Origin of the sequence: Ralstonia psammae, assembly GCF_958405935.1 — a bacterium.
GTDB lineage: Bacteria > Pseudomonadota > Gammaproteobacteria > Burkholderiales > Burkholderiaceae > Ralstonia > Ralstonia psammae.
Genome location: NZ_CATZBU010000003.1, coordinates 91248 through 117939 on the forward strand (window position 1 = coordinate 91248; position 26692 = coordinate 117939).

General features: G+C 65.3%; 24 protein-coding genes. 6 read left to right on the forward strand and 18 right to left on the reverse strand.

Translation table 11 applies throughout. From position 1 onward, the window contains the following. The first annotated feature begins 11 nt into the window (after window positions 1–11). Window positions 12–1154 carry a PepSY-associated TM helix domain-containing protein gene (locus tag R2N16_RS07215; protein ID WP_316664950.1) on the forward strand — a complete coding sequence of 381 codons (1143 nt, stop codon included), beginning with the start codon at window positions 12–14 and terminating at the stop codon, window positions 1152–1154. Between the two features lie 55 nt (window positions 1155–1209). Continuing rightward, window positions 1210–1752: a spermidine N1-acetyltransferase gene (gene speG / locus R2N16_RS07220; protein ID WP_316664951.1), complete on the forward strand. Its 543-nt coding sequence runs from the start codon at window positions 1210–1212 to the stop codon at window positions 1750–1752. A gap of 17 nt (window positions 1753–1769) precedes the next feature. On the opposite strand, the gene R2N16_RS07225 is transcribed toward speG, so the two are convergent. Beyond that, complete coding sequence (locus R2N16_RS07225; protein ID WP_316664952.1) at window positions 1770–2501, reverse strand: ArsR/SmtB family transcription factor; 732 nt, start codon at window positions 2499–2501, stop codon at window positions 1770–1772. Between the two features lie 97 nt (window positions 2502–2598). Here R2N16_RS07225 and R2N16_RS07230 point away from each other — a divergent pair, with 97 nt between their 5' ends. The 3 genes from R2N16_RS07230 (at window position 2599) to R2N16_RS07240 (ending at window position 5433) form a co-directional block, all read left to right on the forward strand. After that, complete coding sequence (locus R2N16_RS07230; protein WP_428984098.1) at window positions 2599–3732, forward strand: cytochrome P450; 1134 nt, start codon at window positions 2599–2601, stop codon at window positions 3730–3732. A 48-nt stretch (window positions 3733–3780) separates the two neighbouring features. Continuing rightward, entirely contained in the window at window positions 3781–4125 is a 345-nt protein-coding gene (locus R2N16_RS07235; protein ID WP_316664954.1) for an antibiotic biosynthesis monooxygenase family protein, read from the forward strand. Between the two features lie 153 nt (window positions 4126–4278). After that, the gene (locus R2N16_RS07240) at window positions 4279–5433 is read left to right on the forward strand and encodes a Gfo/Idh/MocA family protein (protein WP_316664955.1); all 1155 of its coding nucleotides are present in this window, start codon (window positions 4279–4281) and stop codon (window positions 5431–5433) included. A 45-nt stretch (window positions 5434–5478) separates the two neighbouring features. Here the strand turns inward: R2N16_RS07240 and R2N16_RS07245 are convergent, their stop codons facing one another. The 17 genes from R2N16_RS07245 to R2N16_RS07325 form a co-directional block, all read right to left on the reverse strand. Continuing rightward, window positions 5479–5769, reverse strand: a complete 291-nt coding sequence (locus tag R2N16_RS07245; RefSeq protein WP_316664956.1) for a hypothetical protein — start codon at window positions 5767–5769, stop codon at window positions 5479–5481. Window positions 5770–5938: 169 nt separating this feature from the next. Continuing rightward, window positions 5939–9178, reverse strand: coding sequence for a bifunctional cytochrome P450/NADPH--P450 reductase (locus R2N16_RS07250; RefSeq protein ID WP_316664957.1), 3240 nt, complete (start codon window positions 9176–9178; stop codon window positions 5939–5941). 147 nt (window positions 9179–9325) lie between these two features. After that, entirely contained in the window at window positions 9326–10117 is a 792-nt protein-coding gene (locus R2N16_RS07255) for a DUF2968 domain-containing protein (RefSeq protein ID WP_316664958.1), read from the reverse strand. A 106-nt stretch (window positions 10118–10223) separates the two neighbouring features. Beyond that, window positions 10224–11621: a sigma 54-interacting transcriptional regulator gene (locus tag R2N16_RS07260; RefSeq protein WP_316664959.1), complete on the reverse strand. Its 1398-nt coding sequence runs from the start codon at window positions 11619–11621 to the stop codon at window positions 10224–10226. A 15-nt stretch (window positions 11622–11636) separates the two neighbouring features. After that, window positions 11637–13352, reverse strand: a complete 1716-nt coding sequence (locus R2N16_RS07265) for a TadG family pilus assembly protein (protein ID WP_316664960.1) — start codon at window positions 13350–13352, stop codon at window positions 11637–11639. Window positions 13353–13375: 23 nt separating this feature from the next. Beyond that, window positions 13376–13708 carry a DUF3613 domain-containing protein gene (locus R2N16_RS07270; RefSeq protein WP_316664961.1) on the reverse strand — a complete coding sequence of 111 codons (333 nt, stop codon included), beginning with the start codon at window positions 13706–13708 and terminating at the stop codon, window positions 13376–13378. Further along, window positions 13705–14640 (reverse strand): tetratricopeptide repeat protein, encoded by a 936-nt coding sequence (locus tag R2N16_RS07275; protein WP_316664962.1) that lies wholly within the window; start codon window positions 14638–14640, stop codon window positions 13705–13707. The genes R2N16_RS07270 and R2N16_RS07275 overlap by 4 nt, the downstream gene beginning before the upstream one ends. A gap of 1 nt (window position 14641) precedes the next feature. Beyond that, entirely contained in the window at window positions 14642–15631 is a 990-nt protein-coding gene (locus tag R2N16_RS07280) for a type II secretion system F family protein (RefSeq protein ID WP_316664963.1), read from the reverse strand. A gap of 9 nt (window positions 15632–15640) precedes the next feature. Next, on the reverse strand, window positions 15641–16567 hold the full coding sequence (locus R2N16_RS07285; RefSeq protein ID WP_316664964.1) for a type II secretion system F family protein: 927 nt from the start codon (window positions 16565–16567) through the stop codon (window positions 15641–15643). Beyond that, entirely contained in the window at window positions 16560–17924 is a 1365-nt protein-coding gene (locus tag R2N16_RS07290; protein ID WP_316664965.1) for a TadA family conjugal transfer-associated ATPase, read from the reverse strand. Before R2N16_RS07290 ends, R2N16_RS07285 begins: the two co-directional genes overlap by 8 nt. After that, window positions 17921–19252, reverse strand: a complete 1332-nt coding sequence (locus tag R2N16_RS07295; protein ID WP_316664966.1) for a CpaE/TadZ family protein — start codon at window positions 19250–19252, stop codon at window positions 17921–17923. The genes R2N16_RS07290 and R2N16_RS07295 overlap by 4 nt, the downstream gene beginning before the upstream one ends. A gap of 14 nt (window positions 19253–19266) precedes the next feature. Continuing rightward, window positions 19267–20625 carry a type II and III secretion system protein family protein gene (locus R2N16_RS07300; RefSeq protein ID WP_316664967.1) on the reverse strand — a complete coding sequence of 453 codons (1359 nt, stop codon included), beginning with the start codon at window positions 20623–20625 and terminating at the stop codon, window positions 19267–19269. After that, a complete protein-coding gene (cpaB, locus tag R2N16_RS07305; RefSeq protein WP_316664968.1) occupies window positions 20618–21547 on the reverse strand; it encodes a Flp pilus assembly protein CpaB in 930 nt (309 codons plus the stop codon). Before cpaB ends, R2N16_RS07300 begins: the two co-directional genes overlap by 8 nt. Window positions 21548–21598: 51 nt before the next feature. Further along, a complete protein-coding gene (locus tag R2N16_RS07310) occupies window positions 21599–22102 on the reverse strand; it encodes a TadE/TadG family type IV pilus assembly protein (protein WP_316664969.1) in 504 nt (167 codons plus the stop codon). A 64-nt stretch (window positions 22103–22166) separates the two neighbouring features. After that, on the reverse strand, window positions 22167–22658 hold the full coding sequence (locus R2N16_RS07315; RefSeq protein ID WP_428984107.1) for an A24 family peptidase: 492 nt from the start codon (window positions 22656–22658) through the stop codon (window positions 22167–22169). 69 nt (window positions 22659–22727) lie between these two features. After that, window positions 22728–22907: a Flp family type IVb pilin gene (locus tag R2N16_RS07320; protein ID WP_004627381.1), complete on the reverse strand. Its 180-nt coding sequence runs from the start codon at window positions 22905–22907 to the stop codon at window positions 22728–22730. Window positions 22908–23474: 567 nt separating this feature from the next. Then, complete coding sequence (locus R2N16_RS07325; RefSeq protein WP_316664970.1) at window positions 23475–24599, reverse strand: collagen-like triple helix repeat-containing protein; 1125 nt, start codon at window positions 24597–24599, stop codon at window positions 23475–23477. Between the two features lie 489 nt (window positions 24600–25088). Between R2N16_RS07325 and R2N16_RS07330 the strand changes: the two genes are divergently transcribed. After that, complete coding sequence (locus R2N16_RS07330) at window positions 25089–26564, forward strand: collagen-like triple helix repeat-containing protein (protein WP_316664971.1); 1476 nt, start codon at window positions 25089–25091, stop codon at window positions 26562–26564. The last annotated feature ends 128 nt before the right edge of the window (window positions 26565–26692 follow it).

Consider the following 26692-nt stretch of genomic DNA (forward strand, 5'->3'; position numbering starts at 1 on the left):
GCGAACTGGCGATGCTGCGACGGGTGCTCTTCCGCCTGCACTGGCTGATCGGGCTATCAGCCAGCGTGGTGCTGGCCATCGTTGGTACCACCGGCGTGCTGATGGCGTACGAGGACGAACTGCTGCGCGCGCTCAACCCCGGCGTGCTCACCCTGCCCGCGCGCACCGGCCCTGCCCCGACGCTGCCGCAGGTGGCCGCCGTGGCACGTGCCGCCATGCCAGAGCGCCCCGTCACCTTCATCACCGCCGCATCCAACCCAACCGAGCCGTGGCGCGTCTGGTATGCGTGGCCGCCCGGCAAACAGGGCGGCAGCAGCCGCGGGGAGCTGCGCTACATCGATGCCGCCACCGGCACGTTGCTGCCCGAGGCGCGCGCGCAACGCTTCTTTGCCACCGTCAAGCTGCTGCACCGGACGTTGCTTGCTGATGAGATCGGCAAGCAGATCGTGGGAGCCAGCACGGTTGGACTCATCGTGATGGCGCTGTCAGGCTTGTACCTGCGTTGGCCGCGCCGCGTAACGAACTGGCGAAGCTGGCTCGTCATCCGCTGGGGCCGCGCTGGCCGCATCCGCTGGTGGGACGTGCACACCGTCATCGGCACGCTGGTGCTGCCGCTGTATTTGCTGGCCGCCTTCACCGGGCTGTATTGGACATATGACTGGTACCGCGATGGCCTGCAGCGCTTGGCCGGCATGCCCGTTATCGCCAAGGCAAAGCCGACGGAAGGCCCGCGACAACCGCTCGGAGATGCGGCAATTGAGCGCACCTGGAACGCCTTCCTGGCCAACGTGTCGAACTACGGAGCGGCCACCCTCCGAATCGACGATGCCCGCACAGGCAAGGTCGATATCAACTGGCTCCCGGCCGACGCACCGCACGACCGCGCCTTCAACCGTCTGACCCTAGACCCCAGCACCGGCGCCGTCATCCGCAACGAATCCTTCGCCGACAAGCCGCCGATGCAACGCCTGCTGGCCGGTATGTTGCCGCTCCACAACGGACGCTACTTCGGGCCGATCGGCGTCGTGCTAGTGTCGATCGGAGCGTTGATGCTGCCGATGTTCGCGGCAACGGGGTGGTGGCTGTATCTGGATCGGCGCCGACGCGCGCAACCGCAGCGCAAACACGCATCCGCAGCGACACGTCCTTGCTGACAACGTAGGGACGTCGACGCGATGTCGCGCGCCCTCAACACAACAAGGACAAACCATGGTGATCGAAAAAGCCCGCGACCTTTCCCTGCGCCCGTTGGAGCGCAATGACCTGCGCTTCGTGCACGAGTTGAACAACGACGCGAAGATCATGCGCTACTGGTTCGAGGAACCGTACGAAACCTTCACCGAACTCTCACAACTCTACGACCGCCACGTGCACGACCAGCGCGAGCGCCGCTTCATCTGCGAGAACACTGCCAGCGAAGCCGTGGGTCTGGTCGAGTTGATGGAGCTGAACTACATCCACCGCCGCGGCGAATTCCAGATCATCATCGCGCCGGGGTGGCAGGGGCACGGTTATGCGTCAACCGCGACGCGATTGGCCGTCGATTACGCATTCATGGTGCTGAATCTGCACAAGCTGTACCTGGTCGTCGACGTGGAGAACAAACGTGCGATCCACGTGTACGAGAAATGCGGATTCCAGCGCGAAGGCGAGCTGGTCGAAGAGTTCTTCAGCAACGGCGAGTATCACAACGCGTTGCGCATGTGCGTGTTCCAGCGCGACTACGTAAAGGCGGTCCGCGACGTCAGCTAAGCCAAGGCGGCAAGAGCCTATGCAGTGTGCAGCCACGCGTGCAATTCGCGCTGCCCGGCTTCGGTCATGCTCAGTGCGCGCGAGTGTTTTTGCCGCGCCAGCCACCCCAGTGCCATGCAGCGTTCCGCCACGGCGGCCCCGAGCGCACCGGCCAAATGCGGGCGACGCTCGCTCCAATCCATGCAGCCGTATGCGAAGCGGCGTCGGCCGTTGCGCAGCGCATTCACATCGACGCCGATGGCGGCCAGCGCCCGCTCACCTTCGGGCGTGACATCATAGGCGCCGTGCGTTGCATCGAGCTGCGCCAGCCAGCCCCGCGACAGCAGTGTCTCCGACACCTCCGTGCCAAGCTGGCCGGCCAGATGGTCATAACACAGGCGTGCCGCACGCAGGTTCTCGGGCACGGCCGAACGCCGCGGGTCAGCCGGTTTTTCAGGGGCGACCACCAGCAACGATTCGATCATCTCCGCCACCGCCGGTGAGCGCAGCCCGAAGTATTTGTAGCGCCCGCTGGACAGCGAGGTGATGAGCGCGTCGGCCTCAAGCCGGCGCAAGTGCGCGCTGGCCGTGGCCGGCTCCACGCCGGCGCCGTAGGCGAGTTCCTTGGCTGTGAGCGAGCGGCCTTCCATCAACAGCATCAGCATGCGGATGCGGGTCGGGTCACCAATGGTGGCGGCCACGCGGCCAATATCCGGCTGGGTTGTCGCTTCGATGGTTGTCGCTTCGATGGCTGGGGAAGATGCGGTCATGGTTCGATGGAGACCAAACTGTTGGCGCGTGACAGGCGGGCGGCCAGTCCAGACAATGAGGGCCATCTTACTCCCGCGCCCCACGCTGATGACTGCCATGGACATCGTCCCGCCCGCCGACGCGCTGCAAGCCATCGTGCACGCTGACCCCGCCCCCTACTACGCCGAACTTGCCGCCACACGCCCATTCTTCTTCGATGCCGCCATCGGCTGGTGGGTGGCCGCCAGCGCCGAAGCGGTGGACGCCGTGCTCGGCAGCACCGCCTGCCACGTCAGACCGGCCGATGAACCTGTGCCCAAGGCCGTGGCCGCTTCGGCCACGGGCGCATTCTTCAGCCGCCTCGTACGCCAGATCGACGAGCCCGATCACAGCGCGCGCAAGGCCCGGGTGATGGCCGCGCTTGGCCGGTTGGATGTGTGCACGCTGGCCGGTCGCGCGCAGCGGCATGCACGCACAGCGCTGCCCGATGCAGCGAGTCTGGATGCCGCGCTGAAGACCGAGGCCCACTTCCGCGTGCCGCTCGCCACGATGGCGCAAACGCTGCTGGGCGATCACGCTGATTCGCCTGCCTGCCAGGCTGACATTGCAGCGTACCTGGCCGCGCTGGGCCCCGGTGCCGGCGCAGCAGCCGTCGTACAGGCAGATGCCGCCGTCGACCGCCTGCTGCGGCGCTTTACCGGCTCTCCGCTCGCCAGCGGCGATGGCCGTGACGGCGACGCCGAGATTGCCAACCTCGCCGCCCTGCTCGCGCAAACCTACGACGCCTGCGCGGGGCTGCTGGGCAACTGCATCGTTGCGTTGTCGCGGCACACCGCGTTGACTGCCCGGCTGCGTGCGCAACCGCAAGCCGTCGAGCCCTTCGTTCGTGAAGTCCTGCGCCGCGATGCCCCCGTGCAGAACACGCGTCGCTTTGTGGCGCACGATGTTGCGCTGCTGGGCCAGCCGCTGCGCGCTGGCGACAAGATCCTGGTGCTGCTGGCCGCCGCCAATGTGGATGGCACAGCCAACCCCGACCCATTACGCTTCGACATCGACCGCACAGAGCCGCGTTTGTGGACGTTCGGCGCAGGTACGCACCGCTGCCCCGCCGACGCGTTGGCCACCGCCATCGCGCGCGAAACCGTGCTGCATCTGCTGAGCCTGCCGGATGTCGACCGGTGGCTCGCCGGCCTCGGCGAGGTGGCGTATCGCCCGTCGCCCAATGCGCGCATTCCCAGCTTTCACGCTTGAAATTGCAGAAACGAAATCACCGCGAAGACACCCCACAGGAGACTTGCCATGATCGCCGTCATCTTTGAAGTCGAGCCCGCCGCGGGCCAGCGCGACACCTACCTCAACCTGGCCGCACGTTTGAAGCCGCTGCTTGAGCAGGTCGACGGCTTCATCTCGGTGGAGCGTTTCCAGAGCATCACCAACCCCGACAAGATGCTTTCGCTGTCGTTCTTTCGCGATGAAGAGGCCGTCAAGGCCTGGCGCAACCTGGAGCAGCACCGCGGCGCACAGCACGTCGGCCGCGACCACGCGTTTGCCGACTATCGGCTGCGCATCGCCCACGTGGTACGCGACTACGGCATGACCGAGCGCGACGAAGCCCCGGCCGACAGCCGCGCCGAGCACGCCTGAGTGCATCGCACGGCACCTTGACGGTGCCCGATGTGATGGCTTTTGCCTTCACCGGGCACCACCTTTGCTTAATCAGTCAGAACCTGCACGGCCGAGCGCGCTGCAACACGGCTCCGGCATGCCCGCGTGCGCAACGATTGCAAAGGAATTGTCATGTCTACCGCTTTTCATGAGGCTGAACGTGAGCCGCAAGTCGCTCCCGCCCGCACCGTTCAGAGCCCTGTGCGTTATGCCGTGGTCGGCGCCGGGTGGATTTCCCAGGCAGCGTTTCTGCCGGGCGTGGCGCAAAGCGGCAACTCCATCGTCACCGCCCTGGTCACCGGCGATGAGGCGAAGGCCACGGTGCTGGCTGACCGCTACGGCATCGAGCACGTCCACGGCTATGCCGACTACGACCAGTTGCTCACCTCAGGCGACATCGACGCGATCTACCTTGCGCTGCCCAACGACATGCACCGGCAGTACGCCCTGCCCGCCCTGCAGCGCGGCATCCACGTCCTGCTTGAAAAGCCCATGGCAACCAGCGAAGCCGATTGCGAAGCGATGATCGAAGCAGCCCGCAACGGCAACGCGAAATTGATGATCGCCTACCGCCTGCATTTCGAGCCCGCCACGCTGGCCGCCATCGAACTCGTGCGCGCAGGCAAGCTCGGGCGCATTCGCGCGTTCTCAGCCATGTTCAGCCAAACGGTGGCGGCATCCAATCATCGCGCCAGCCATGGTTATTGGGCCGGACCGGTGTCGGACATGGGTGTGTACCCCATCAACGCAGTGCGCAATCTGTTTGGCGAAGAGCCGGTCGAGGTCTCGGCCTGTGGGGTGCGCGACCCCGATCTGCTCTTTAACTTCGATGACACCGTCAGCGTAACGCTGCGCTTTGCCGACCACCGCGTCGCACAGTTCGTGGTCAGCTATGGCGGCGCGAGCATCGATCAGTACCGCATCCTTGGGACCAAGGGAGATCTGGAAGTCTCTCCCGGCTTCATGTTTGGTGTGGGGTTGAAGTATCGCGCCACAATCGAGGGCAAGACGCACGAAGAAGCGTTCGACGCGACCGACCAGTTTGGCGGCGAGCTGCAGTACTTCTCCGATTGCATCCTCCACAACCGCGAGCCTGAGCCGAACGGCGAAGAAGGCTTGGCCGACGTGCGCGTACTGGCCGCCATTGAGCGCGCCCTGGAGTCGGGCCAGCCGCAAAACCTTGGACCGTTCCAGCGTCAGGCCCGTATGGAGACCGCGCAGGTGCGCAAGCTGCCACCCGTGCCCTCGCCGGAGTTGGTGGACGCGGCTGAACCCAGTCAGGGATAGAAACCAAGAAGGAAAAACGCCCGCGACGAACGGCGGGCGTGGGATCTACAGCTTGATACGCTGCACGGCGTCGCGCATGCGTTTTCGTATCGAGACATCCGAGTTGGTGTTGTTGCTGGAGCCGTCGGTTTCCATGGCGTTATCGCAGCGCCATTCGGTGGCTTCACCGTTGTCGGTCAGCGCACAGACACGGTGGGTCCAGCGATCCCACACGAACACATCGCTGCCCGCCTCGCCAGAGAGCAGCGGCTCGAAGCGGTACATCCACAAGTACCCGGCACCCAACAGGGTGACCAAAAAGATCGCCATCCAGGACGCTTTGATTCGGCGCCACATTCTCATTTCTCCTCGCGGAGCCGCTGCGCCGGACGCGTGTGACAGTGCGTCGCTGGGCCAAAAGCGCAGTGCTCCAAGAGGCAAATCGTAACATGGGGCACCTGCGCCCCCGCTCAAGCGGGGCCGCCGATGCGGCACTGCCGCAACACCAGCGCCCCTGCCAGCAGCTTCAGTTGAAGACGTCCTGGCGATAGCGGCCGGATTGCATCTGCGCCGTCAACCAGTCCGACGCCGTTGCCAGATCGCTGCCGTAGCGCGCCCGGTGCATGCGGATGAGCGTGTCACGCACCGCTGGCGCCATCGCCCGGCCGTCGCCACACACGTACAACGTGGCGCCAGCATCGAACGCCGACCACACGGCTTCGCGCGCTTCCCATAGGGCATGCTGCACGAAGCGATGCGGATGGTCGGCCATGCATGAATACGCCGGGAAGATGCGCACCACGCCTGCGTTTTCCCATGCACGCAAGGTGTCGTCGTAGAGGAAGTCGTGTTCGGGGTGGCGGCAGCCGAAGCACAGCAGCGACGTTGCCACCGCCTCGCCTGCCGCGTGCTGCGCAGCGCGCTCCTCCAGGAAACCGCGGAACGGCGCGATGCCCGTGCCGGCGCCAATCAGCACCATCGGCTTACTGGTATCAGCGTCAGGCGCAAACGGCGGGTTGGGCGTGCGCACGGCGGCTGCGATCTCCGCGCCCGCAGGCAACGCCATCAGGTAATTCGATGCCGTACCGCGATACGTGCCGACCCCAGACCATGCAGGCCCGGACACCGTGCCCACCGTTAGCGCGGCCACGCGCGGTGACACCCGCGCCGACGACGCGATGGAATAGAACCGCGGCCGCATCGCCCCGAGCCGCGCGAGGAACGCCTCCAGCGTCAATTCGATCGCGGGAAAGCGCAGCAGCAGATCGAGCACGCTCACGTGTGCGGCCTGAATGTCCTTGTCGAAGCGCTGGGCCGCATCGTCGCCTTCCAGCCAGACGGCAAGCTGACCACGCGTGAACGGACAACGCGTGGCCGCATGCAGTGCGGTGATGTCGCGCATGGTGGCGGTGTCCTGCAACTCGACGAAATCGCGCAGCAACTGGCGCACGGACACCGGTTGGTTGAGCGGCAAGTGGCGCACGTGCGCATGGCGCGCGGTCAGCGTGACGAGCGCATCGCCCTCCAGCGCAAGTCGGGCGATGGCCGCGTCGACACGGTCCTCGGCATTGCGCGGGTAGACGGCGAGGTGGTCGCCAGTGGCGTAGGTCACATCGTCGGGCAACCGCACGGTGAGGTGACGCGTGGGGCCTCGCGGTGCCTCCTGCGCGAAATCCCACAGGCCGCTGGGGTCGCTGACGAGTTCTTCGTTGGCGAGCACCGTCATCGCGTGCGCAGTGGGTGGCAGCGTGGTGGCGCGCACGGCATCGGGAGCGACATAGTCGACGTGGACGGACGGGCCATCGGCTTGTGTCTGGCGGGCGCCCAGGGCGCCCCACAGGCTACGCGTCCAGGCATCGACGGCGGCGTCGAAACCGGCGTTACCGTCGGCCTCGCCGCGCGGCACGATGGCTTGTGCTCCGGATGCCGCGAGCATCGCTTCCACACGCTTTGGAAACGCCTGGAACGCGGGCCATTGCGAGTTGCCGCAGCCAAGCACCGCGTAGCGCAATCCAGTTGCCTGCCGGGTGAACGCGCCGGGGGCATCCAGCCGTGCCTCCAGCGTACGGGCGCTGTCCGGCGCACGGCCGTTGTAGGTGGCGGCCACCACCACCAGCGTGCCCTGCTGCGGCAGCGCATCGGCAATGGTGTCCAGCGGTGCCACCCGCGTATCGAAGCCGGCGCGTGATGCGGCCGCGGCTAGCTGCTCGGCGATGTCCTGGCAGGTGCCCAGGCTGCCGCCGTACAGCACATGCATTGGTTCGCCGCCACCGGCAAGTGCGGCTTCGGCGTCGTTTTGCGTGGCCACCTCCGTGCGCGAAGGCATGGCCATCGACAGCCGCTCCCGCGCGTTGCGCAGCCGCGCGCGCAGGCAGAAACCGTCTGGCTTGAGCGTCAGCGTTTCCTTGATGTGGAAGCCGTAGTCGTACGGGTCGGACAACGCGAAGCGCTGCAGGATCACCGCCAGCGCCAGCTTGGCTTCGGTCAGTGCGAACTGGCGCCCGATGCAAGCGCGCTCGCCGTTGCCGAAGGGCTTGTAGGCGTGCGGGTGGAGCTTGGCTTCGTTTTCGGGCAGGAAGCGGTCGATATCGAAGACGTCTGGGCGGTCCCACACCGCCGGGTCGCGGTGCAGGGCCAGCAGCACGGTCACGACGCGCTGGTCCTTGCGGATGGCATAGCGGCCGCCAATGCGCGTGTCTTCGTACGGCGCCACGCCAAAGCTTGGGGCGGTCGGCCACAGGCGCAGCGTTTCCTTCAGCACGCGCTCGATCACGTCAAGCTGGGCCAGGTGCGCATACTGGGGCACGGTATCGCCGGGCAGCACACGGTCGACCTCGGCATATGCCTGCGCCAGTACGGCCGGATGACGCAGCAGCATGTAGAGGGCAAAGGTCAGCAGGCCGCTTGTGGTCTCATGCCCGGCAATCAGGAAGGTGATGACCTGGAAGCGGATGTTGGTGTCATCCAGCGGCTCGTCTGACAGCGGATCGCGCGCGTTGAGCATCAGCCCCAGCAAGTCGCTTGCGCCGATGCCGCCATCTCTTGCCTGACGGCGCGCGCGGATCACCTCGTCCACCAGTTGATGCATGGCGGCCACGTCGTGCTCGAACCGGCGATGGTGCTCGCGCATGAAGCGGTCTTTGAGCGGCAGGCGCGTGAGCTTGCCCATGGCTTCGGATAGCACTCCCACCATGGCCGCCAGGAACGGATGCAGCTCCGGCGTGTTGAACGAGTCGAAGCGGTATCCGAAGCCCGCCAGCGAGATGGTGTCGAGCGTGAGCCGCGTCATGTCGTCGGCCACGGGGATATCAGCGTCGGGACCCTGGCGCGCCCACTTGTCGGCCAGCGCGTTGGCCACGTCGAGCATGACATCGAAGTAGCCCTTCATCGCACGCTGGCTGAAGGCTGGCAGCAGAATGCGATGGGCCTTGCCCCAGTTGGGCTCGTCCTGATGCGCGGTGAAGAGACCATCGCCTGCCCCCGCCCGCAGGAACGACAGTGGCGGGCCGATCAGCTTGCGAAAGCGCGTTTCGTCGCACAGTTCGGCCACCAGGTCGGCGGAATAGACGAATGGCACGCACCGCCCGGCAAAGTCGAGCTGGTAAAGCCCTTGGGGAAACTGCCGACTGGTGTCCAGAAGCGTCTGGGCCAGGCGGTCTTTGGGTAGTTGAAGCAGGTTGCCCAGCCACGGCAAGCCCTTGGGCTGCGGGATGGGCTCCGCCGCTGCGGGCGAGGCAGTGGCGGGCAACTCGGAGGCGGAACGCATGCGCGGTCGACTGCGAAAATGGGTTGTCCGCCAATGTACGCGCCGCCCCGCCCGGCATCAAACAAAGTCGCCATGTTTGAATGCGGGCGCCTAAAAGTGAATCGGGCGACCCGTGGGCCGCCCGATCTGGGTGATGCGGAGCTTGAATCAGCGACGGCGCGGCTGTGAATTGAACGGCGCGTTGACCTGCGCTTCGAGTTCACGGATCTGACGCTGCAACTCGTCCACGCGGGCGCGAGCGGCACGGCGTTCGATATCCAGTGCCTCGGCTTCCGTGCGGGCAGTCTTCTGCCGTTCCTGTGCCTGGGCCTGTTGCTGGCGTTGAATGTCCAAATCGGTCTTCAGACCACGAAGCTTTTCCTGCTGGGCGGCAATCTGGCGCTCGGAGCGCTCCTTCTGGGCTTCCAGGCGGATGCGCTGCAGCTCCAGATCGGCCATCGCGCGGGTCTGCTTGCCGAAGTCGTTGTACAGGCGTTCGGCAAAGGCTTCGTTGGTGGTCTTGATGACACGCCAGAGGTCTTTCTGCTGGAACAGCGTTACGTAGTACGTCAGGTCACTCTGGGCAAACAGCAGGCTGGCACCATAGGCCCCGTTGTACGTAGTACGCAGCTCCGACAGTTCGTGCGCCTGCATGCGCTGCTGCAGCTCGAAGACGGCGCTGGTCGGGGCCGGACGCTCGGCGCGTGCCGCGCCGACGGGCGTGGCTGGCGCGCTGGCAGCGGGTGCCGTTGCGGCCGGCTGGCCAACCGTGGCGGTCAACGCCGGCACGGGCGCGGCGGCGGTAATCGGTGCAATGGCGGTGGGCGGTGCGGCCGGGCTCTGCGCCACGGCCGATGTACAGCCGGCCGTACCGGCCATGACTGCGACTGCGGCCACGATGGCCAATCCCCTCTGACACGCCTGGTGCGACGCTTTCCCTGATTGTTCTTTTGTTCTCATCTCGACCCTGTGGATTCTGCGCAGGTGTTGCAGCCGAAAACTATACGCGATCCGCCGCCCGAGTGGCGCGCCGGGCGGCCACCGCGCAGTAGGGTGTTGTATGGCGTCACTCCAGCTCGCGCAGCTCGGTTTCGCCGTCGGCAATCTGGTATTTGCGCATCTTTTCCCACAGGACCTTGCGGCTGATGCCCAGCGTGGCGGCGGTGTCCTGGCGGCGCCAGTTGTTGGCGTCGAGCGCGGCAAGGATGCGGCGGCGCTCTTCATCACCGCCGGTGCCCCCGTTGCCCCGCTCGTTGTAGCTGCCGCTGCCGGCCTCGCGTTCGAAGGCGTCGCGCTGCAGGCCGGCGAACAGCGGCAGGATGCGAGCCTCGTCCCAGCGGCCGAACTGCCGCAACGTGATGCCGATGCGCTCTGCCAGATTGCGCAGTTCGCGCACGTTGCCGGCAAAGTACGCCCGCCCGACCGATGCGCGCACCCATTCCGGCACCGGCGGCATGCTCGCGTACGCCTTGTCGCCCAGCAGGTGCCGCAGGAAGGACAGCAGCAGCGCGATCTTGTCATCGGCACCGCGCTGCTCGAGGCTCGGAATACGCAGCTCGATCACGGCCAGGCGGAAATACAAGTCAGCCCGGAATTTACCCGTGGCGACCATCTCGCGCAGGTTCTTGTTGGTCGCGGCCACCAGGCGGAAGTCCAGCTTGACGGGCACTGTCGAACCCAGGCGCGTGCATTCGCTGTCTTCCAGCACGCGCAGCAGCTTCACCTGCTGATACAGCGGCAGATCGCCCAGCTCATCGAGGAACAGCGTGCCACCGTTGGCCTGTTCGAAGTAGCCTCGGTGCGCGTACATGGCACCGGTGAACGCGCCCTTGGCATGGCCGAAGAACTGCGATTCGAACAGCCCATCGGGAATCGCACCGCAGTTGACTGCCACGAACGGCCCCTTGCCGTAGACGCTGTTCTTGTCGTGCAGCAGGCGCGCAATGCGTTCCTTGCCGGCGCCGGTTTCGCCGTAAAGCATCACGTTGCTGTCGCAATCGGCAAAGGTATCCACCTGCTCCAGCAACCCGTGCATGGCCGGCGACGCGGCCACGAGGTCGCTCTGGTCCTGCGCCTGAGCCTGCGCAGACGACATCGACGGCAAGACCTTGCTGATCTGCGCGCGGAGTTCTGTAGCGCCAAAGTCCGGCCCCAGCACGTAGGTGTATTCGGGGGGGAAACGGCTCGAATCATGCTGCGTATCGGCCGCCACCCAGATCACCGGCATGCCTTGCGCAGCCTGCCAGTCAAGCACCGTAAAGCCGCCGCTTTCCACTACCGATGCGCTGATCACCGCCACCGCCGGCTTCAAACGAGGCTCGGCCGGCTGAAAATCGATACCACCTGCGCGGATCACCTCCGCACCAAACGGCGCCATGAACCGCGCCACACGATCGGCAATATCGTGACGGCCTTCCCAGACAAAAATCTCAAGCGTTTCGTACGCCCAGCGATCGGTTTTCATGTCGTCGCTTCCATGTCAGTAGACCAGCTCGACGGCGTCGCAGTCGAGCGAAAGGAGTTTGATGTCGGCATAGCCGAGCTGGATGCCGAGGACTTCGAGTAGAGGGGTGAGAACGGCGTCGAGCGTCGAGCCAATCACGGCTAGCACCGGTGCCAGAATCGCTGCACCGATCGCACCCAGCGGAATTCCGAGGACTGTCAACTGCAATTGATTGAGGTTGCTGTTCAGGACCGAGCTGAACACCGCCTGTGTGGTCACACGCGGTGGTGAATTGCCGCTCGTATCTGTCTGCGGATTCAAACCGATCTGAGTGGCCGCAATGGTTTCATCAGTCCAAGCAGAATTGGCGGCCGGCGAAACATTGGCCTTAATACTCACTGCGCCGATCCCGAGCAGACTGACAAGAGGCGCCGGCGCGGCAGATGAGCAATTCAACGCACCATTGACTGCTGTATCTGCACCCGTAGCAATACACAGCGAGACAGGCTGCGGTTGTACCGAGATTGTGGCTGTCGAGTTCTGACGAGGAACGACGCAGTTCGTTGATTTCGCATGCCCTTGTGCGCCGGCAACCTGCAAACCGATCGGCAACGTAATACCGGCAAGCCCCAGCACGTTGGCATTGATGCCTAAACCCAAGCGAACCTGGGCCGTACGCGCCTGCGTGCGCCACTGCCCAGCGTTCGGCCCCGACAGAAATTGCCCGGGCGGTCCAACAGCAATCGCCGGCGGCTCAATAATCTTCAGCGACAGCGTGACGGTCCCCAATCCGACAAGGTTCAACGTAACGGGCGCCACATTCACGGCCGACTGACTATTCGCAATCTGCGCGGCCGTTGTCAGGAGATCGAGCACGTTGACGGTGGCATTGAGTGCAGCCTGTTCATTACCGGCCAGCGCCAGCACCTGAAGCAAGCCTGGCGACGAAGCTCCACCATCGCCAATATTGATCGGCACATTCAGATCGCTGCCAAACGACAGCGCATTGCTGGCCCCTGCCCCACCCACCGACACCCCGGCCAGACCAGACTGCGACGCCACCGAGATCACAGCGTTGAAAAGCGTCCCCAGGCTTGGCGACAGTGATAGCAGTTCCTGCATTGATCCCGCCCCCAGCGCAACCGCAAGATCGGCGAGGCGGATGTTGGTCGTGGCCAGCCCCTGATACGAGACGGCATCGATATTCAGGTTCGTGTGGAGCAGGTACCCGAGCAGCTGGTTCAGAAGTCCGTTGTTGACGGAGGCGAGCCCAGAGCCCAGGGAGAACGCCACGATGGACGTGTTCTTCGCAATCGCCGTCGCCGTCAGTTGCCGCCGGCCCACCATGAAAAAATACGGCACGTTCTGCGTGATCGTCACCTGCGCGGCGTTGGTGTTGCCGTCGACGGCACCCTGTGCGGTGAAGTACGTGGGCGCCGTGCCCGCGCTGGCATCCCAAACGCCCGGCACGACGGCGAGCGTGATGTTGGTGCCGTCCACCGTCAGCCCGTTCTGCACCACGGCCTGCTGTGCGGCGCTCGGGAGGTCAAGCCGCTGGGCCGCCGCCATGGCAGCCAGATCAGCCGAGCGTTGCAGGGCCCGCTGCTGATAGAACAGATTGCCGATGTCGACCGACACCAGCACCGCCAGTCCGACTGTGGCGATGAACGTGGCCGTCATCACGCTCACCGCACCGCGCAGGCGGCGGCGCAGCGTGATCGCTTGGCGAAGATGGGGGGCGGCTCGCGTCACGGGGGGAATCGTCAAAGGAAGCGTCAACGTCCGGACTGCTGGACGAGGTTGACCGTGGACGCACGTGTTCCCGAATTCTGCTGAGCCAGGCCGGGCATGGCCTGCGTGAACGAATTCAGGTAGCGCTGGTAGGCCAGCGCCGCCTGCTCACCCTGCAACGGCACGAACTCGCCCGCGTAGGTTCCCTCGGCTTGCGCCTTGAGCAGCGCTCGCGTCGCGTCGCTCACGTTGGTACCGACCTTTGGCGCCGGCACCGCCGCGCTCTGCGGGTCGCTGCCGGAGAATCCCTGGGCGCAGGCGACGTCGCACATCAGCCATGTCGCCACACCGATGGCCATCAGGATGCGGTAAGTCATTGCGAAACCTCCAATGTGTCAAGCAGGCGACCACGCTGCAATGCCAGCGGGCGGGCCGGTGTGCGGGTGGCTGTCGCCGCCGCGGCAATCGAAACGCCCGCCGACGCTGCCGCCGAGGGCCCGGCTACCACGGTGCGCGGCGCCGTCGTGGCCGTTTCCCGGGCGATACGGCGATCGCGCCAGGCGCCGCGCACACGCGCGACGTCTTCATCCACGGCCTTACGGGCCGATGCCGTGAGCTGCGCATGCGCCGCCAGCGAGGCCGCATCGTCCTTACGATCATTCACGGTGAGCCAGATCACCAGGTTGCCGGCAACCTTCGGGTTGCCCAGGGCCATCTGCTGCGCCTGCATCAACGGCACGCGGGCTTGCTCGACCTCGCCGGCGCGCATCAGGGCATAGCCGAGGTCGCTGGCGGTGTTGGCATCGGTGGGGTTGGCCTGTGCCGCCACCTGCAGCCGGCGAGCCGCCTCGGCAAAATTGCCCTGCCGGCCCGCAACGATGCCCAGGCCTCGCCAGGCAGCCGCATTGAGCAAGGCGCCCTGCGTGCCCGCACCCATGGTCGAAGTGGCGCCGACCACCGCGCGATACTCGGCGTCGGCAGCAGCAAGCTGGTCCGTTTCGCGCAGCGCATCGGCGCGCATGAGCAGCACTTCGGGCGCGCGTCCGTAACGTTGCTGGTAGGCATCGATATGCGCCAGCGATGCGTAATACAGGCCCTGCTCCTGCATCTTGCGGATCAACGAAAGATAGGTTGCGGGGTTCGTGATCTCGGCCTTCTCCTGGCTTTGGCGCTGGCGGGCCATTTCAATGTCGGCATCGGCGCGCAGACTCATGTCGGACGTGGCCATCGAGCCGCAGCCCGCCAGGAGGACGGTCAGCATGGTCACGCAGGCCAGGCTGGCGCGCGCGGTGTTTGGCAAGCGTGTCATCTCAATGTCCCCCGGTTTGTTGCAGGCCGCGCATGACACCCATGAAGCCAGGCCCTGCGGTGATGATCAGCAGTGCGGGCAGCAGCGTCATGACCATGATCATCGTCATCTGCACAGTCAACTTGCCCACACGCTCCTTCAGGCGGGCACGGCGGTTCTCCTGCAAACGCCCACCGAACTGCCGCAGCGGCTCCTGCACCGCGCCGCCGAAGCGATCCACCTGCGTGAGCAGCGTGATGAGGCCTTTCAGGTCTTCGTTGTCGAACAGGCGCGCAATGCGCAGCAGCGTCTGTTCACGGGGGCGGCCCGAGGCGAACTGCTGGTTGGCGCGACCGAATTCACCCGCGAGCACGGGCAGCATGCTGTGGAATTCGTTGGCAATCACCTGCAGGCTCTGGTCAATCGACAAGCCGACGCCCTGCAGCAGCCGCAGCATGTCGATCATGACCGGCAGCTCGTCATCCATACGGCGCCGACGGCTTTCCTTGCGACGCCCGAGCAGCCACTTCGGCCCAAGGTAGCCCAGCGCAAAACCAACAAAGCCAAATACGAACACGAACAGGAGCGATGACGCATGCAAAGCGCCAAACACGGCAAGCAGCGGCGGCAGCAGGATACGGGTGCCGCCGAAGACCGTGCGGGCGTGCTCGCCGTAGTAGCCGCATTCTTCAAGCAGCTTGCGGTCTTCCTCGGTGACGATGCGGCGGCCCAGGCCCGTGTCGATCCAGCGCTGCCCCACCTTGGCGATCTGCTGCTGGAGCTGCTGGGCTTCACGCGGGCCATGCGGGCGCGGCTTAGCCGTGGGCGGAACAACCGGCGACGCTGCGGGCGCGCCCGGATTGGCCGAGGTCGCGCGCATGTCGGACAGCGCCGTATCGAGCTTGCGTGCGCTGCGATATCGCGCAAGCGTCGCACGCAGCGCAAGCCCGCCGAATACCAGCACGCCCGCCGCCGCCGCGGTCAGGCTGAGGGTGATCAGGGTATCGTCCATGCGCCCTCCTCAGACCGATTTCGCCAGCCGGGCCAGCATGACGGCCCCAAGCACTTCCATGCCGAACGCCGTGAGAATCAACGTCTCGCCAAACGGATCGCGCCACATCGACATGATGTACGCCGCGTTGAACATGACGATGACACCGCCCACCACGATCGGCAGCAGCCCGATGATCCATGCGGACAACCGCGTCTCCGCCGACAGCGCAAACAGCTCGCGCTGGGCTTGCTGCCGGTCGCGCATGAATGCAGCCGTGCGCTCCATCACGATGTCCGCCCGCCCGCCGTAGCGCAACGCCAGGCGCAGCACCGACGACAACAGGACCAGTTCGTTCACGCGGTACTGCTGGCCGACGGTCAGCACCGCGGCGTCGAGGTCCTTGCCGGCACGCTGCATCTGCGTGATGGCGGTCAGGCAGTTGCACAGCGGCTGCTCGGTATTGGCGCTGGCGGCCTGAAACGCCGCCGGCACTGCGCTGCCGATGCTCATCAGCCGCACCACCCCATCGAGAAAGCCCGGCAGCTGCTGCAACAGGCGTTCGTTCACCTTCCGGGTGCGATTCCAGATCAGGAAAACGACGATCACCACGTACAGCGCCAGCGCCGTCAAGGCCGAAAGCACGCTGGACACCGCCCAGACGACGAGCACAATCATGAGCGCGGGGCCAATCAGCAGCATGTAGAAGCGCCGGTTCGGTTCGATATCTGCGCGGCGCAGTGCATCCTGCCAGGCGCGATTCAGCGAGTCGGGCACGCTTGCCGGCACGGCCTCCACATTCGGTTGATAACGCGCATTGATCTGGTCGGTCTGTGCGCGCACAAAGCTGCGCGACGCCTCGCGCTCGCGACGGCGCACGGATTCTGCCCACAGCATGAGCGATGCGCCCATCAACAGCAGCGCGAGGCAACCGAACCAAAGCGTGGCGCTAGACATGGAAACGGCCTCCACCGCCGAATCCGCCGCCCATACCACCGCCGTTCACACCGTTGTCCATTCCCGCGTTGCGCATGCGCGCCAGCTTGGGGGAATGCGGCTGCAGGCCGAGCGCCGTCCAGCGGTCGACCTCTTCACCGTCGGGGCCGATGTAGGGCTCATAGCGATACAGTTCTTGCGTGGAGATGATGTTGTCACCCAGCCCCGTCACTTCCGTGATCGACAGGATGCGGCGCTTGCCGTTGGACAGCCGCCCGATCTGCACGATGAAATCAATGGCGTTGGTGATCTGCCGGCGCAGGCTCACCTCGCTGCCTTGGAAGCCGGCAAAGCCCGCGAGCATTTCCAATCGATAGAGGCATTCGCGCGGGCTGCTGGCGTGGATGGTGCCCATTGAGCCATCGTGGCCGGTGCTCATGGCCTGCAGCATTTCCAGCACTTCACCGCCGCGCACTTCACCCACGATGATCCGGTCGGGCCGCATGCGCAGGCTGTTGCGCAGCAGCTCCCGAATCGTGACGACGCCCGTGCCCTCGAAACCACCCGGCCGGCTTTCCAGTCGCACCACGTGCGGGTGATTGAGCGACAGCTCTGCCGTGTCCTCGATGGTGATGACACGCTCGGTCGTGGGAATGTGATACGCCATCGCATTGAGCAGCGAAGTCTTGCCCGAACTCGTGCCACCGCTGACGAGGATGTTGCAGCGTGCCTGCACCGCGGCGTCCAGCAGCGCCCCGATCTCTTCGTTCATGGTGCCGAGGCCGAGCAGGTCTTCCGGCTTGAGCGGATCCTTGCGGAACTTGCGGATCGACACCACCGGCCCTTCCAGCGCGAGCGGCGGAATGACCACGTTGATCCGCCCGCCATCGGGCAGGCGCGCGTCGACCATCGGATTCGACTCGTCCAGCCGGCGGCCGATGGGCGCAAGGATGCGGCGCACGATGCGCAGCAGGTGGTTGTTGTCGGCAAAGCGCACCGGAATGCGCTCCAGAATGCCGTGGCGCGACACGTACACGTCCAGGTGGCCGTTGACCAGAATGTCTTCGACCGCCGGGTCGGCCAGCAGGTCTTCGATCGGGCCGAAGCCGGCAAGCTCCTTCGTCAGTGCCTCGGCAATCTGCCGGATCTCCGTCTCGTTGACGGGGATGCGGCGCATGCGCGTGAAGCCTTCCACTTCCAGATCGACAAAACGCTGGATGGCCGTGCGCGACCAGCGGCCGAACTCGGCGCCAAGTTCTTCGATGCGCGTCAGCAGGTGTTCGTGCGCGGCTTCCTTGATGTCCTGGAAGGCCTGCGAAACGGCAAACGCGCCGTTGCCCGCGTCCGCCTGGTTGGAGAACTCGATGGGTTGTGTCATGTCGCGTTCCGTTCGGTGGTACCGATATCCAGTTCAGTGGCGTCTGCCGGCTTGCGTTTGGAGCGTCCGCCCAAGCGCCCGCCCAGTCGCGCAGTCACGCCCGAGACCCAGCTCGACACCCCTGAAGCGCGCTCGCTCTGCTGGGCGTAGCCGAGCGTCTGGGCAATCTGCGCAAGCGCACGCACGTAGGCATCGGTGGGATGCGTTTCCGCGAGCATCGCGCCCTGGTTGGAAGCGATGACCAGGGCTTCACGGCGATTCGGCACCGTCAGCACCGAAGGGATTTCCAGCCGCTCGGCAATCTGCGCTGCGTCCAGCGACAGCCGTGTGTCGAACTTCGAAATGGTCAGGTGCAGGTGGTCGCGGTCAATTTCGCGCTTCTTGAGTTCCTGCATCAGCTCGGCGGCCGAGACGATGGCGCCGACGCTCTGCTCGGTCACCAGCATGACGTCATCGGCGGCCTTGATGATCTGCGCGATGAAGTCGATGTTGCCGAAGCCGCCCAGGTCCACGACCTGCAGGTCGAAGAACGTGCGCAGCCGATTGAGCAGGCCGAGCGCTTCCGAGAACGAAATGTCGCGCATCTCGGCCAGCGAGATCGGCAGCGGCAGGACGGCAAGTCCGTTCGGATGGCGCGACAGCGCAGTCTGGACAAACACCTGGTCGAAGCGGCGCAGGTTGCGCACGGCTTCGACAAAGTGGAAATTGGCCTGCACGTTCAAGTACAGCGCTCCATCGCGCAGCGGCTGGCCCAGATCAAGCAGCATCACATCGCTGGCCGAAGTGCGACGCACGAGCGTGGCGAGGTTCGTCGCCAACGTCGTGGCGCCCACCCCGGGGCGCGCACCCAGGACAGCCAGCACGCGTCCGCGGCGCGTAGGCTCGGCAGAGGCCCGCTCGGCCAGCAGGCGGCGCACCACGCGCACTGCTTCGGCCGGGGCGCCATCCATGTCGACAAAATCCTTCACGCCGGCACGCAAGGCGGCGAGCATCGCGCGGCCGTCCGCCGCCGATCCGACAGCAACCAGCGGCAACCCCGGATACAGCCGAGCGAGTTGACCGACGAGTTGCGTTGCCTCACCGATGGCGTCGGCGCCTTCGCCCAGCTTCTGGTCTTGATCGGCCACGTCGAGCAACGCCGGGGCCGAGATGAAGCGTACGAAGACCACCTCGGGATTCACCGCGGCGATCTGCTCCAGAAAGCCGTCGTGGCCGCTCGTCTGCGCGACCAGCACGCCGAGTTCGCGGATCGCGCCAGCCAGCCAGCGATGCGCGGCAGCCGACTGTGCATCGCCCTGTCCGCCACCATGCAGGAGAAAGTAATCCATGCCAGCCCTTGCCGTTATTGCGAGAAGCCCGGCATGGTTGCCGGATCCGCTACGCCCAGCGCAAATGGGCGCCACACCGGTGCACCCGCCTGGTCCCGGTCCTGCCCACCTGCCTGGCCCGGCAGCATCTTGTCGATCGGGGCATTGCGTGCCATCGGCTTGACGAGATGCGGTGTAACGATGATCACAAGCTCGCGCTCTTCCTGGTTGTAGTTCAGGCGCTTGAAGAAGCTGCCGATCACCGGCAGGTCGCCCAGGAACGGCACCTTGTCGACATTGGAGAGCGTGGAGCGGCTAACGAGGCCGCCGATGACGAAGCTCTCGCCGTCGCCCAGTTCGACCGTGGTATCGGCCCGCCGCGTGACGATGGCTGGGACCGTCGCACCGTTGAGCGTGATGCCGCGGCTGAAGTCGAGATCGCTCGCTTCCGGTGCCACCTTCAGCGCGATGCGGTTTTCCGAGAGGATGGTGGGCGACACCGTCAGCCCGATGCCGAAGGGCTTGTATTCGATGGTCGTGGTGCCGAGCGCCTGCGGCACGGGAATCGGAATCTCGCCGCCGGCCAGGAAATTGGCACTCTGGCCCGAGAGCGCGACCAGGCTCGGCTCAGCCAGAACCCGGGCCATACCGTTCGATTCGATCAGGCTCAGATCGGCAAAGATGCCTTTGCTGAGCGAGCCGATCAGCAGGTTGAAAGCCGAACTGACGGGCGAGGTCGATTCCGTCGTCAGGCCTGTGGAATCAAAGGTGTACTTGGTCAGCGACGACGGAGAGAACGTGCGGAACGTGAAGCCCCCGCGCGTGCGCCCGAAAACGAAGCCTGCCTCCTTGAGCACCGTCTTGCTGAACTCGACCACGCGCACGTCGACCTGAACCGTACCGGGCACATTCATCGATGTGGTATCGACCACGTTGCCGCCCTTGGGCTTCTCCGCACCGGTCGCCAATCCACCCGCACGGCGCGCACGCGACAGGGCGTACACGTCTTTGGGCTGTCCCGACACGACGGCCGTGTCGCCCTTCACGTCGACATTCGGATCGCCCGGCAAGGGCTCGCCCGCATCCACCTGCACGTTGTATGTAATGGCAGCCCCGCCCTGCGTCCACACCATCACACTGGCCGCACCGGGCTTCTTGGCGATGATGAGCAGGCTGCTCGCGGCGCCGCGGCCCTTGAGCAGCAGCGCATCGGCAATCTCCGGGTTGCCGATCGCAATGCGCTCGAGCGGCTTGCCCAGCCGGATCTCGCGCTGGCTGCCGCTCAGAAGATGCAGGGTCTGACCGGCGGGCGCCGTGTCAGCAAATGCCGTCGACACGCAGGCGGCCAACACCAGCGTGCCCACATAACCGCGAAGGATGGCGGCGTCAGTCATGTTGCTCCTCACGTTTTCCTGCGCGAATGATTTCAACGCCACCGGTGGCGGCTGTACTGGTTCGTGCGGTCGTGCGCGTTGACGCCACCACGGGCAGCGGCGGCACCTGGAGCACCGGCGGGCGGCGCGCCGTGCCGGTCAGGCTGGCAATCGACACTCCCGCCTGTGCCACGTCCATCGGGTTGCGGTTGGCGGTAGCCAGCAGGGCCGCGTCCTGCGGCTTTACGGTGGGCTCGGCATCGTCGGCCGGATTGCGCAGCGCCAGCAGCAGACGGCCGGTCTGGTGCGCCATGGCCAGTTGACTGACGGCCGCGACCGGCACCGCAAGCACCGCCGTCTTGGCCTGATCGACCTTGCGCGTGACCCCGTTGTTCTCGGGCTGCTTCTGCGGCCCTTCATTGACGGCCAGCGGGCCAAATGCCAGCACGCGCAGGTGCGGCAACAGCAGGCGCGCCTGGCTGTCTTCGACCTCCTGGCCGTCCTTGCGCATCACGAGAAACACATCGACGTAATCGCCAGGCATCACACGGTTGCCCACGCCGATTACCTCGTCGACCGTGATGGCAACTGCGCGCTGGCCAGCCTCCACCTGCTGCGCAAGGCCCGACGACAGCTGCGAGGCAATCAAAGGCACGCCCACACCGACCGGGAGAATAGGTTCACGCCCGACCACCTTCGTCACTTCCGAAAACGCCTCTGCAGGATTGATGGGCAATTGCTCGATGGTCACCTGGTCCGCGGTGATGGGCTTGCCCGCCTCCAGCGGTTTCGTTGTCACAACCACGGGATAGACGGGTTTGCCATCTTTCTGCTCGGCCACGGGTGCCGGCGGGCGATGCGCCGTCTTCCACGCCACGGCGCCAAGAATGGCGGCAAGCAGCAATAGTGCGGCGGCGAAGATCTGGAGGTGTTTGCTGGTCATCTGGGCGGCGTGTCCGAGCGGTCGATCGAGAAGGTCAGCGAACTGAAAATGTCAGGAGCCGGGCACCAGCTGCACGACGGCCGAACCCGTCAATGTGGCGGGCGCGGGCAGCAGCGGTATGGAAGGCAGTAGCGGGTTATTGCCGGACGTCACGGGTAACGTCAGGACCACGCTCAGGCATTGCATGCCTGCCACGTTCTGGCAATTCACCAGCGGGGAGCTGTTCTGGTTGGTCTGGACCCGCCCGGTGAGGAACGTGGGAAGCACCGACGTCACGGCCGCATAGGCTGCTGCCACACGCTGCGTGTTGGAAGGCTGATAGCGGAGCGCGGCGCGTGCGCCCTCTTCCGCGGCCAAGGTCAGCGCCTGTTGCATGGCGAGGATCACGCCGTAGTACACGATGCCAAGCATCAGCACCAGCAGCACCGGCACGACGAAGGCGAATTCGACTGCAGTTGCACCGCGGCTACAGCGCCGCGGGGGGCGGCGGACAGCCAGCGCACCTACATGCGGGTGCATGCATGCACCCTCCCGTTCCCGTTGCAATGTCGGCATGGCCGACTCCTTTCTTATAGGCTGGCCGCTTGGCGGCTCTTGTTCAACGCTTCAACTGTCTGAACTACATTCCCGGCAGCCATGGCATGCGCATCACTGAGGGGACCCATGGCAGGCTGAGCAACCCAATCGCCATGTACGCAGCGTACGGAATGCCCCGGCGCCCGGCCTGAGCGGTATCCCAGCGCGCGATCCCCGGGTAAAGGCGCATCACAATCCAGGCAGGTGGCGAAGATGCGTCAAGCTGACGAACCAGCATGATCGCAAGGCCATGCAACCCGGCGAGCAGGCTCGAAACCAGCCACACGGCCACCAAGCCGTGCCAGCCGGCCAGCAGCCCGGCTACCGTGAAGAACTTGACGTCGCCGGCCCCCATCCAACCCATTGCGTAAAGCGGCAGGAAGCAGGCGAACGCGATTGCGCCACCCAGCCAGAAGTCTTGCCAGTCATAGGCAAGGTCTTGTACTCCGCCGAACTTGATCAGCGCGATGGACAGCACCAACCCCACGACGACGAGCCAGTTCGGCACGCGCCGCGAACGGATGTCCAATGCGATTGCAAGAATTGCGAGTACTGCGACGCTTGCCCAGCCGGCAATGTCGATGTGGCTATGCAATGCCAAGCTTTAGCACGCAGTCCCGCCCTTGACGGCCGTACAGATGTTGGTGAAGACGGTGTTGAGCTGCGTACCCAGCTTGCCCACGATGACCGTGATCGCCGCTGCGATGAGGCCTGCGATCATGCCGTACTCGACGGCGGTGGCACCTTGTTCGTCACGGATGAACTTCAGAATGGCGTTTTTCATGATCTCTCTCCTGTTTGCACTCGCCCGCGGATGTGTTGATCTCGACCAGCTTTCGGCGCTCCAACCTTAGCCAGTTCATATTTGCTAATGACAAATAAAACGCGTGGGGATTTATAGCGATGACACGAACCGCAAAAATTTCTGCTGCCCGCGCTGTTCCATCAGTGGAACGAAATTCAAGATTCATCGGACGATGGTGTCCCGCACACGTCCAATGATCACCGCTCGCCCCCACGGGCGTCTATTTTGTTCGGAGTGTCACGTATGTCACGTAACACCCCGTAACAACTTTATAGGCGTGCGCCGCCGCAAACAAAATAACTTAATTGAGGTACTTGTCACAAATTAGAGTGAAATCTCTATTTAATCTTATTAATTACGCGCCAACTCACTGAATCTAATGGGAATCCCTTAATGAGTCGAGACTAAACCGACCATTCGGACGGGGCTTCCCGTTAATCCCCTCAGGGTTGGTCTGCACGCTCCCCATCTCTGTCCAGGCAAAAAAAGGATGCGCGAGCGACGGGAACACGCCCGCGCACCTTCAAGAGCACAGACAGGTACTGCTCAGTGCGCCAGGCTGCCTAGGCCGCCCAGCAAGTTGGTGACAGGGGCCAGCGGATTGCTGCCCGATGCGCCGCCGGCAGCGCTGGTCGCGCCACTCAGCAGGTTGGTGACAGGTGCCAGCGGATTGCTGCCCCCGGCTGCGCCGCCCAGCAGACCCGTGACAGGCGCGAGGGGGTTGGAGCCGCCAGCTGCGCCGCCCAACAGGCCGGTCAAAGGCGCCAGCGGGTTCGTGCCGCCGCTGCTGCCGCCGACGCCCCCGAGCAGGCCGCTCAGCGGATTGCTGCCCGCCGAACCACCGGTCGTAGCGACGCCGCCAATTGCCGCGACCGTCGTGCCGAGCGAGGTCACCACGGGGCCCAGGTTCGAGACCACCGGCACGCCCGTCCCGGTGATGGTATTGCCGGCGCCGGCCACCCCGCCGCCAACCGTCCCCAGCAGGTTGTTCAGGGCACCGCCCAAGCCGGTCGAATCGCCGATCATCTGCGTAGCGCCGCTGAGCTGGGTGGTCACCGGCACGATGGCCGTGCTCAGTTGCTGCGTCACCTGCTGCACCGCGCCCGAAGACAGCGCGCTACCTAGCAGCGTGCCGCCGCCGATCAGCGCCTGGCCGACCTGCTGGACACCACCGCCCACAGGCTGGGTGATCGGTGCAAGCGGTGCGCCGGAGCCCTGGCCGAGCCCCTGCACGAGCGAGCCGGCGCTCACGGTGGCCTGGCCCAGATCCGTCACGACATTGCCGGTGCTGGCCACGGTCGTGCCGATCGGGTTGGGGTTCTGGCCCATCTTGCCGAGCCCGGTCTGGATGCCCAGGCCGAGATCGCTCACAGCCTTGCCGGCGTTGTCGACCGTGCCGCCGAGCCCAGCCTTGGCCTGGTCCGACAGGCCCGGAATGTTTGCGTTCTGAAGCGTCGTGCCGAGGCTGCTGACCGCCTGGCCGGTCGCCACAACGGTGTTGCCGGTACCGTTGGCGACCTTGCCGACGGGCGTCACGCCGGTCGTATCACTCGGGCTCGGATTCGGCGAACTGCCCGAGCCTGAACCTCCCGAAGAACAAGCCGCCAACATGAGAGCGGCAACAGCGCAGGCCAAGGGCGCAACGCGAATGGAGTGTCGAATGTGAGTCATGGTCCGTCCCCTTCTTGGAATGATGTGTCTTGATGTCTGAGCTCGGTACTGCGGACTGCGCGCCACATTCTGCAAATGGCATGCCAGCCGCATTAGAAACGTGGCTCAGTTTCCCAAGGACGGCCCGTGTATTGGTTTTGCGGGCAGCACGTCAGGTGTTACCCACCCTAAACGCCGGCTGTTACGCCGCCAAAATCCATGTTCCGAGCGTTACGACGTAACGTGACACGGAACACGCTCTCCTCCGACATAACCCAAAACGCAAACGTTTAACCCCCACTTTGGTAGGGTATGTAAATCCCATATTCTGGTTAGTTTTCACAATCTTTCTATTTTTATTGAGCTAAACGTGGCAAATACAGATACCCCATTACGCATTGCGTAATAATGGCGACATGGCACACCGTTTGCAGAGTCCGGCCACCTCACATCGACAGTGAGACATTTTCCAGCTGACTAAAGCGGACTTTTTAAAACGGGAGATCCATCATGAATAAGAACATCAAGTGCCTGGCCGCCACCATGGCAAGCCTGTTGGTTTTGGGTGGTTGCGCCAGCTCCGGATCCGGCGACCTGGGCAGTTCGCTGGGCGGTTCAAACGGCGGTGGCTCGAACAACAACGGCAGCGGTTCAACGCCAACGCCTTCGCCGGCACCGTCCCCGTCGCCCTCTCCTTCACCTTCGCCCTCCCCGTCGCCGTCCCCCAGCCCCACTCCGGCACCTGCGCCGCTGACGCCGACTGGCGCTGTCCTCAACAATGCAGGCGGCGTCGTCACGGCGGCCGGCTCGACTGTGAGCGGCCTCGGTACGACGATCGCCACCGCGCCGCTGCCCTCGCAACTGAGCGGCGTGCAAAGCGGCCTGGGCGGTGTGGTTGAAAACGCAGGCGCGACGGTCTCGGCGCTGGGTACGGGCGTGCAGAGCGGGCTGGGCAGCATCGGCCGCACCGCCAATCCGGTTGGCACCACGGTTTCCAGCCTCGGTAATGTGGTGACCGGTGCGGGCAATACGGTCACGAGCGCCGGCACGCTGGTCAACAACCTGGGCACCGGCCCGCTGGCGCCGCTGGCTCCGGTGACGACACCGCTGGGAGGCGTGGTCACGCAAATCGGCCAAGCGGTTGCCAACGGCGGCGGCACGCTGGGCACCGCCCTGTCGACCGGCCCTGTGGAGCAACTCACGCAGCAACTGAGCACGGCCATCGTGCCGCTGACTTCGCAGGTCACCAGCGGTACGCAGACGCTGGGCGCAGCCACGGGCCTGGGGTCGCCGGTCAACACGCTGCTGGGCACGATTGGTGGCGCTGTGGCCAAGGGCGGTACCACGCTCACCGCGGCCAATGTTCCGGTCGTCAGCGGACTGGGTGGTGTGGTCACGGCCACGGGCAACACGGTTGCCGCGCTGGGCGGCGTCGTGTATTCGCCGACGGCATCGGGCGGCAACCCGCTCGCGCCGATCACGGGCTTGCTTGGTGGCCTGGGTGGCGCGACGGGCGGCAGCAATCCGCTCGCCCCGATCACTGGCGCACTCGGCGGCCTTGGCGGCGCTGGTGGCTCCAACCCGCTGGCTCCGATCACCGGCTTGCTGGGCGGCCTCGGTGGTGCGACGGGCGGCAGCAACCCGCTCGCCCCGATCACTGGCGCACTCGGCGGCCTTGGCGGCGCTGGTGGCTCCAACCCGCTGGCTCCGGTCACGGGCCTGCTGGGCGGCCTGGGTGGAGCGACGGGCGGCAGCAACCCGCTCGCCCCCGTTACCGGCGCACTCGGTAGCCTGGGCGGCGCAGCCGGCGGTGCCAGCCCGCTGGGCCCCGTCAGCACGATCACGGCCCCGGTTGGCAGCGTGGTCACCACGGTGGGCACCGGTCTGACGTCGGCAGGTGCGGCAACGCCACTGTCGCCGGTCACCGGCGCGGTTGGCGGCCTGCTGGGCACGGTGGGCACCGCACTGGGCGGCACGCGTCACTGATCCACGATCCACACTTCGGTGGACCGGCTATCACGCCAGTCCGCCGCTGTCGCGTTTCAAACGAACCGATGCCGCGCAATGCGGCATCGTCATTGGGCTGGCTGCCACGCACCTACGCGCCCTCGGCA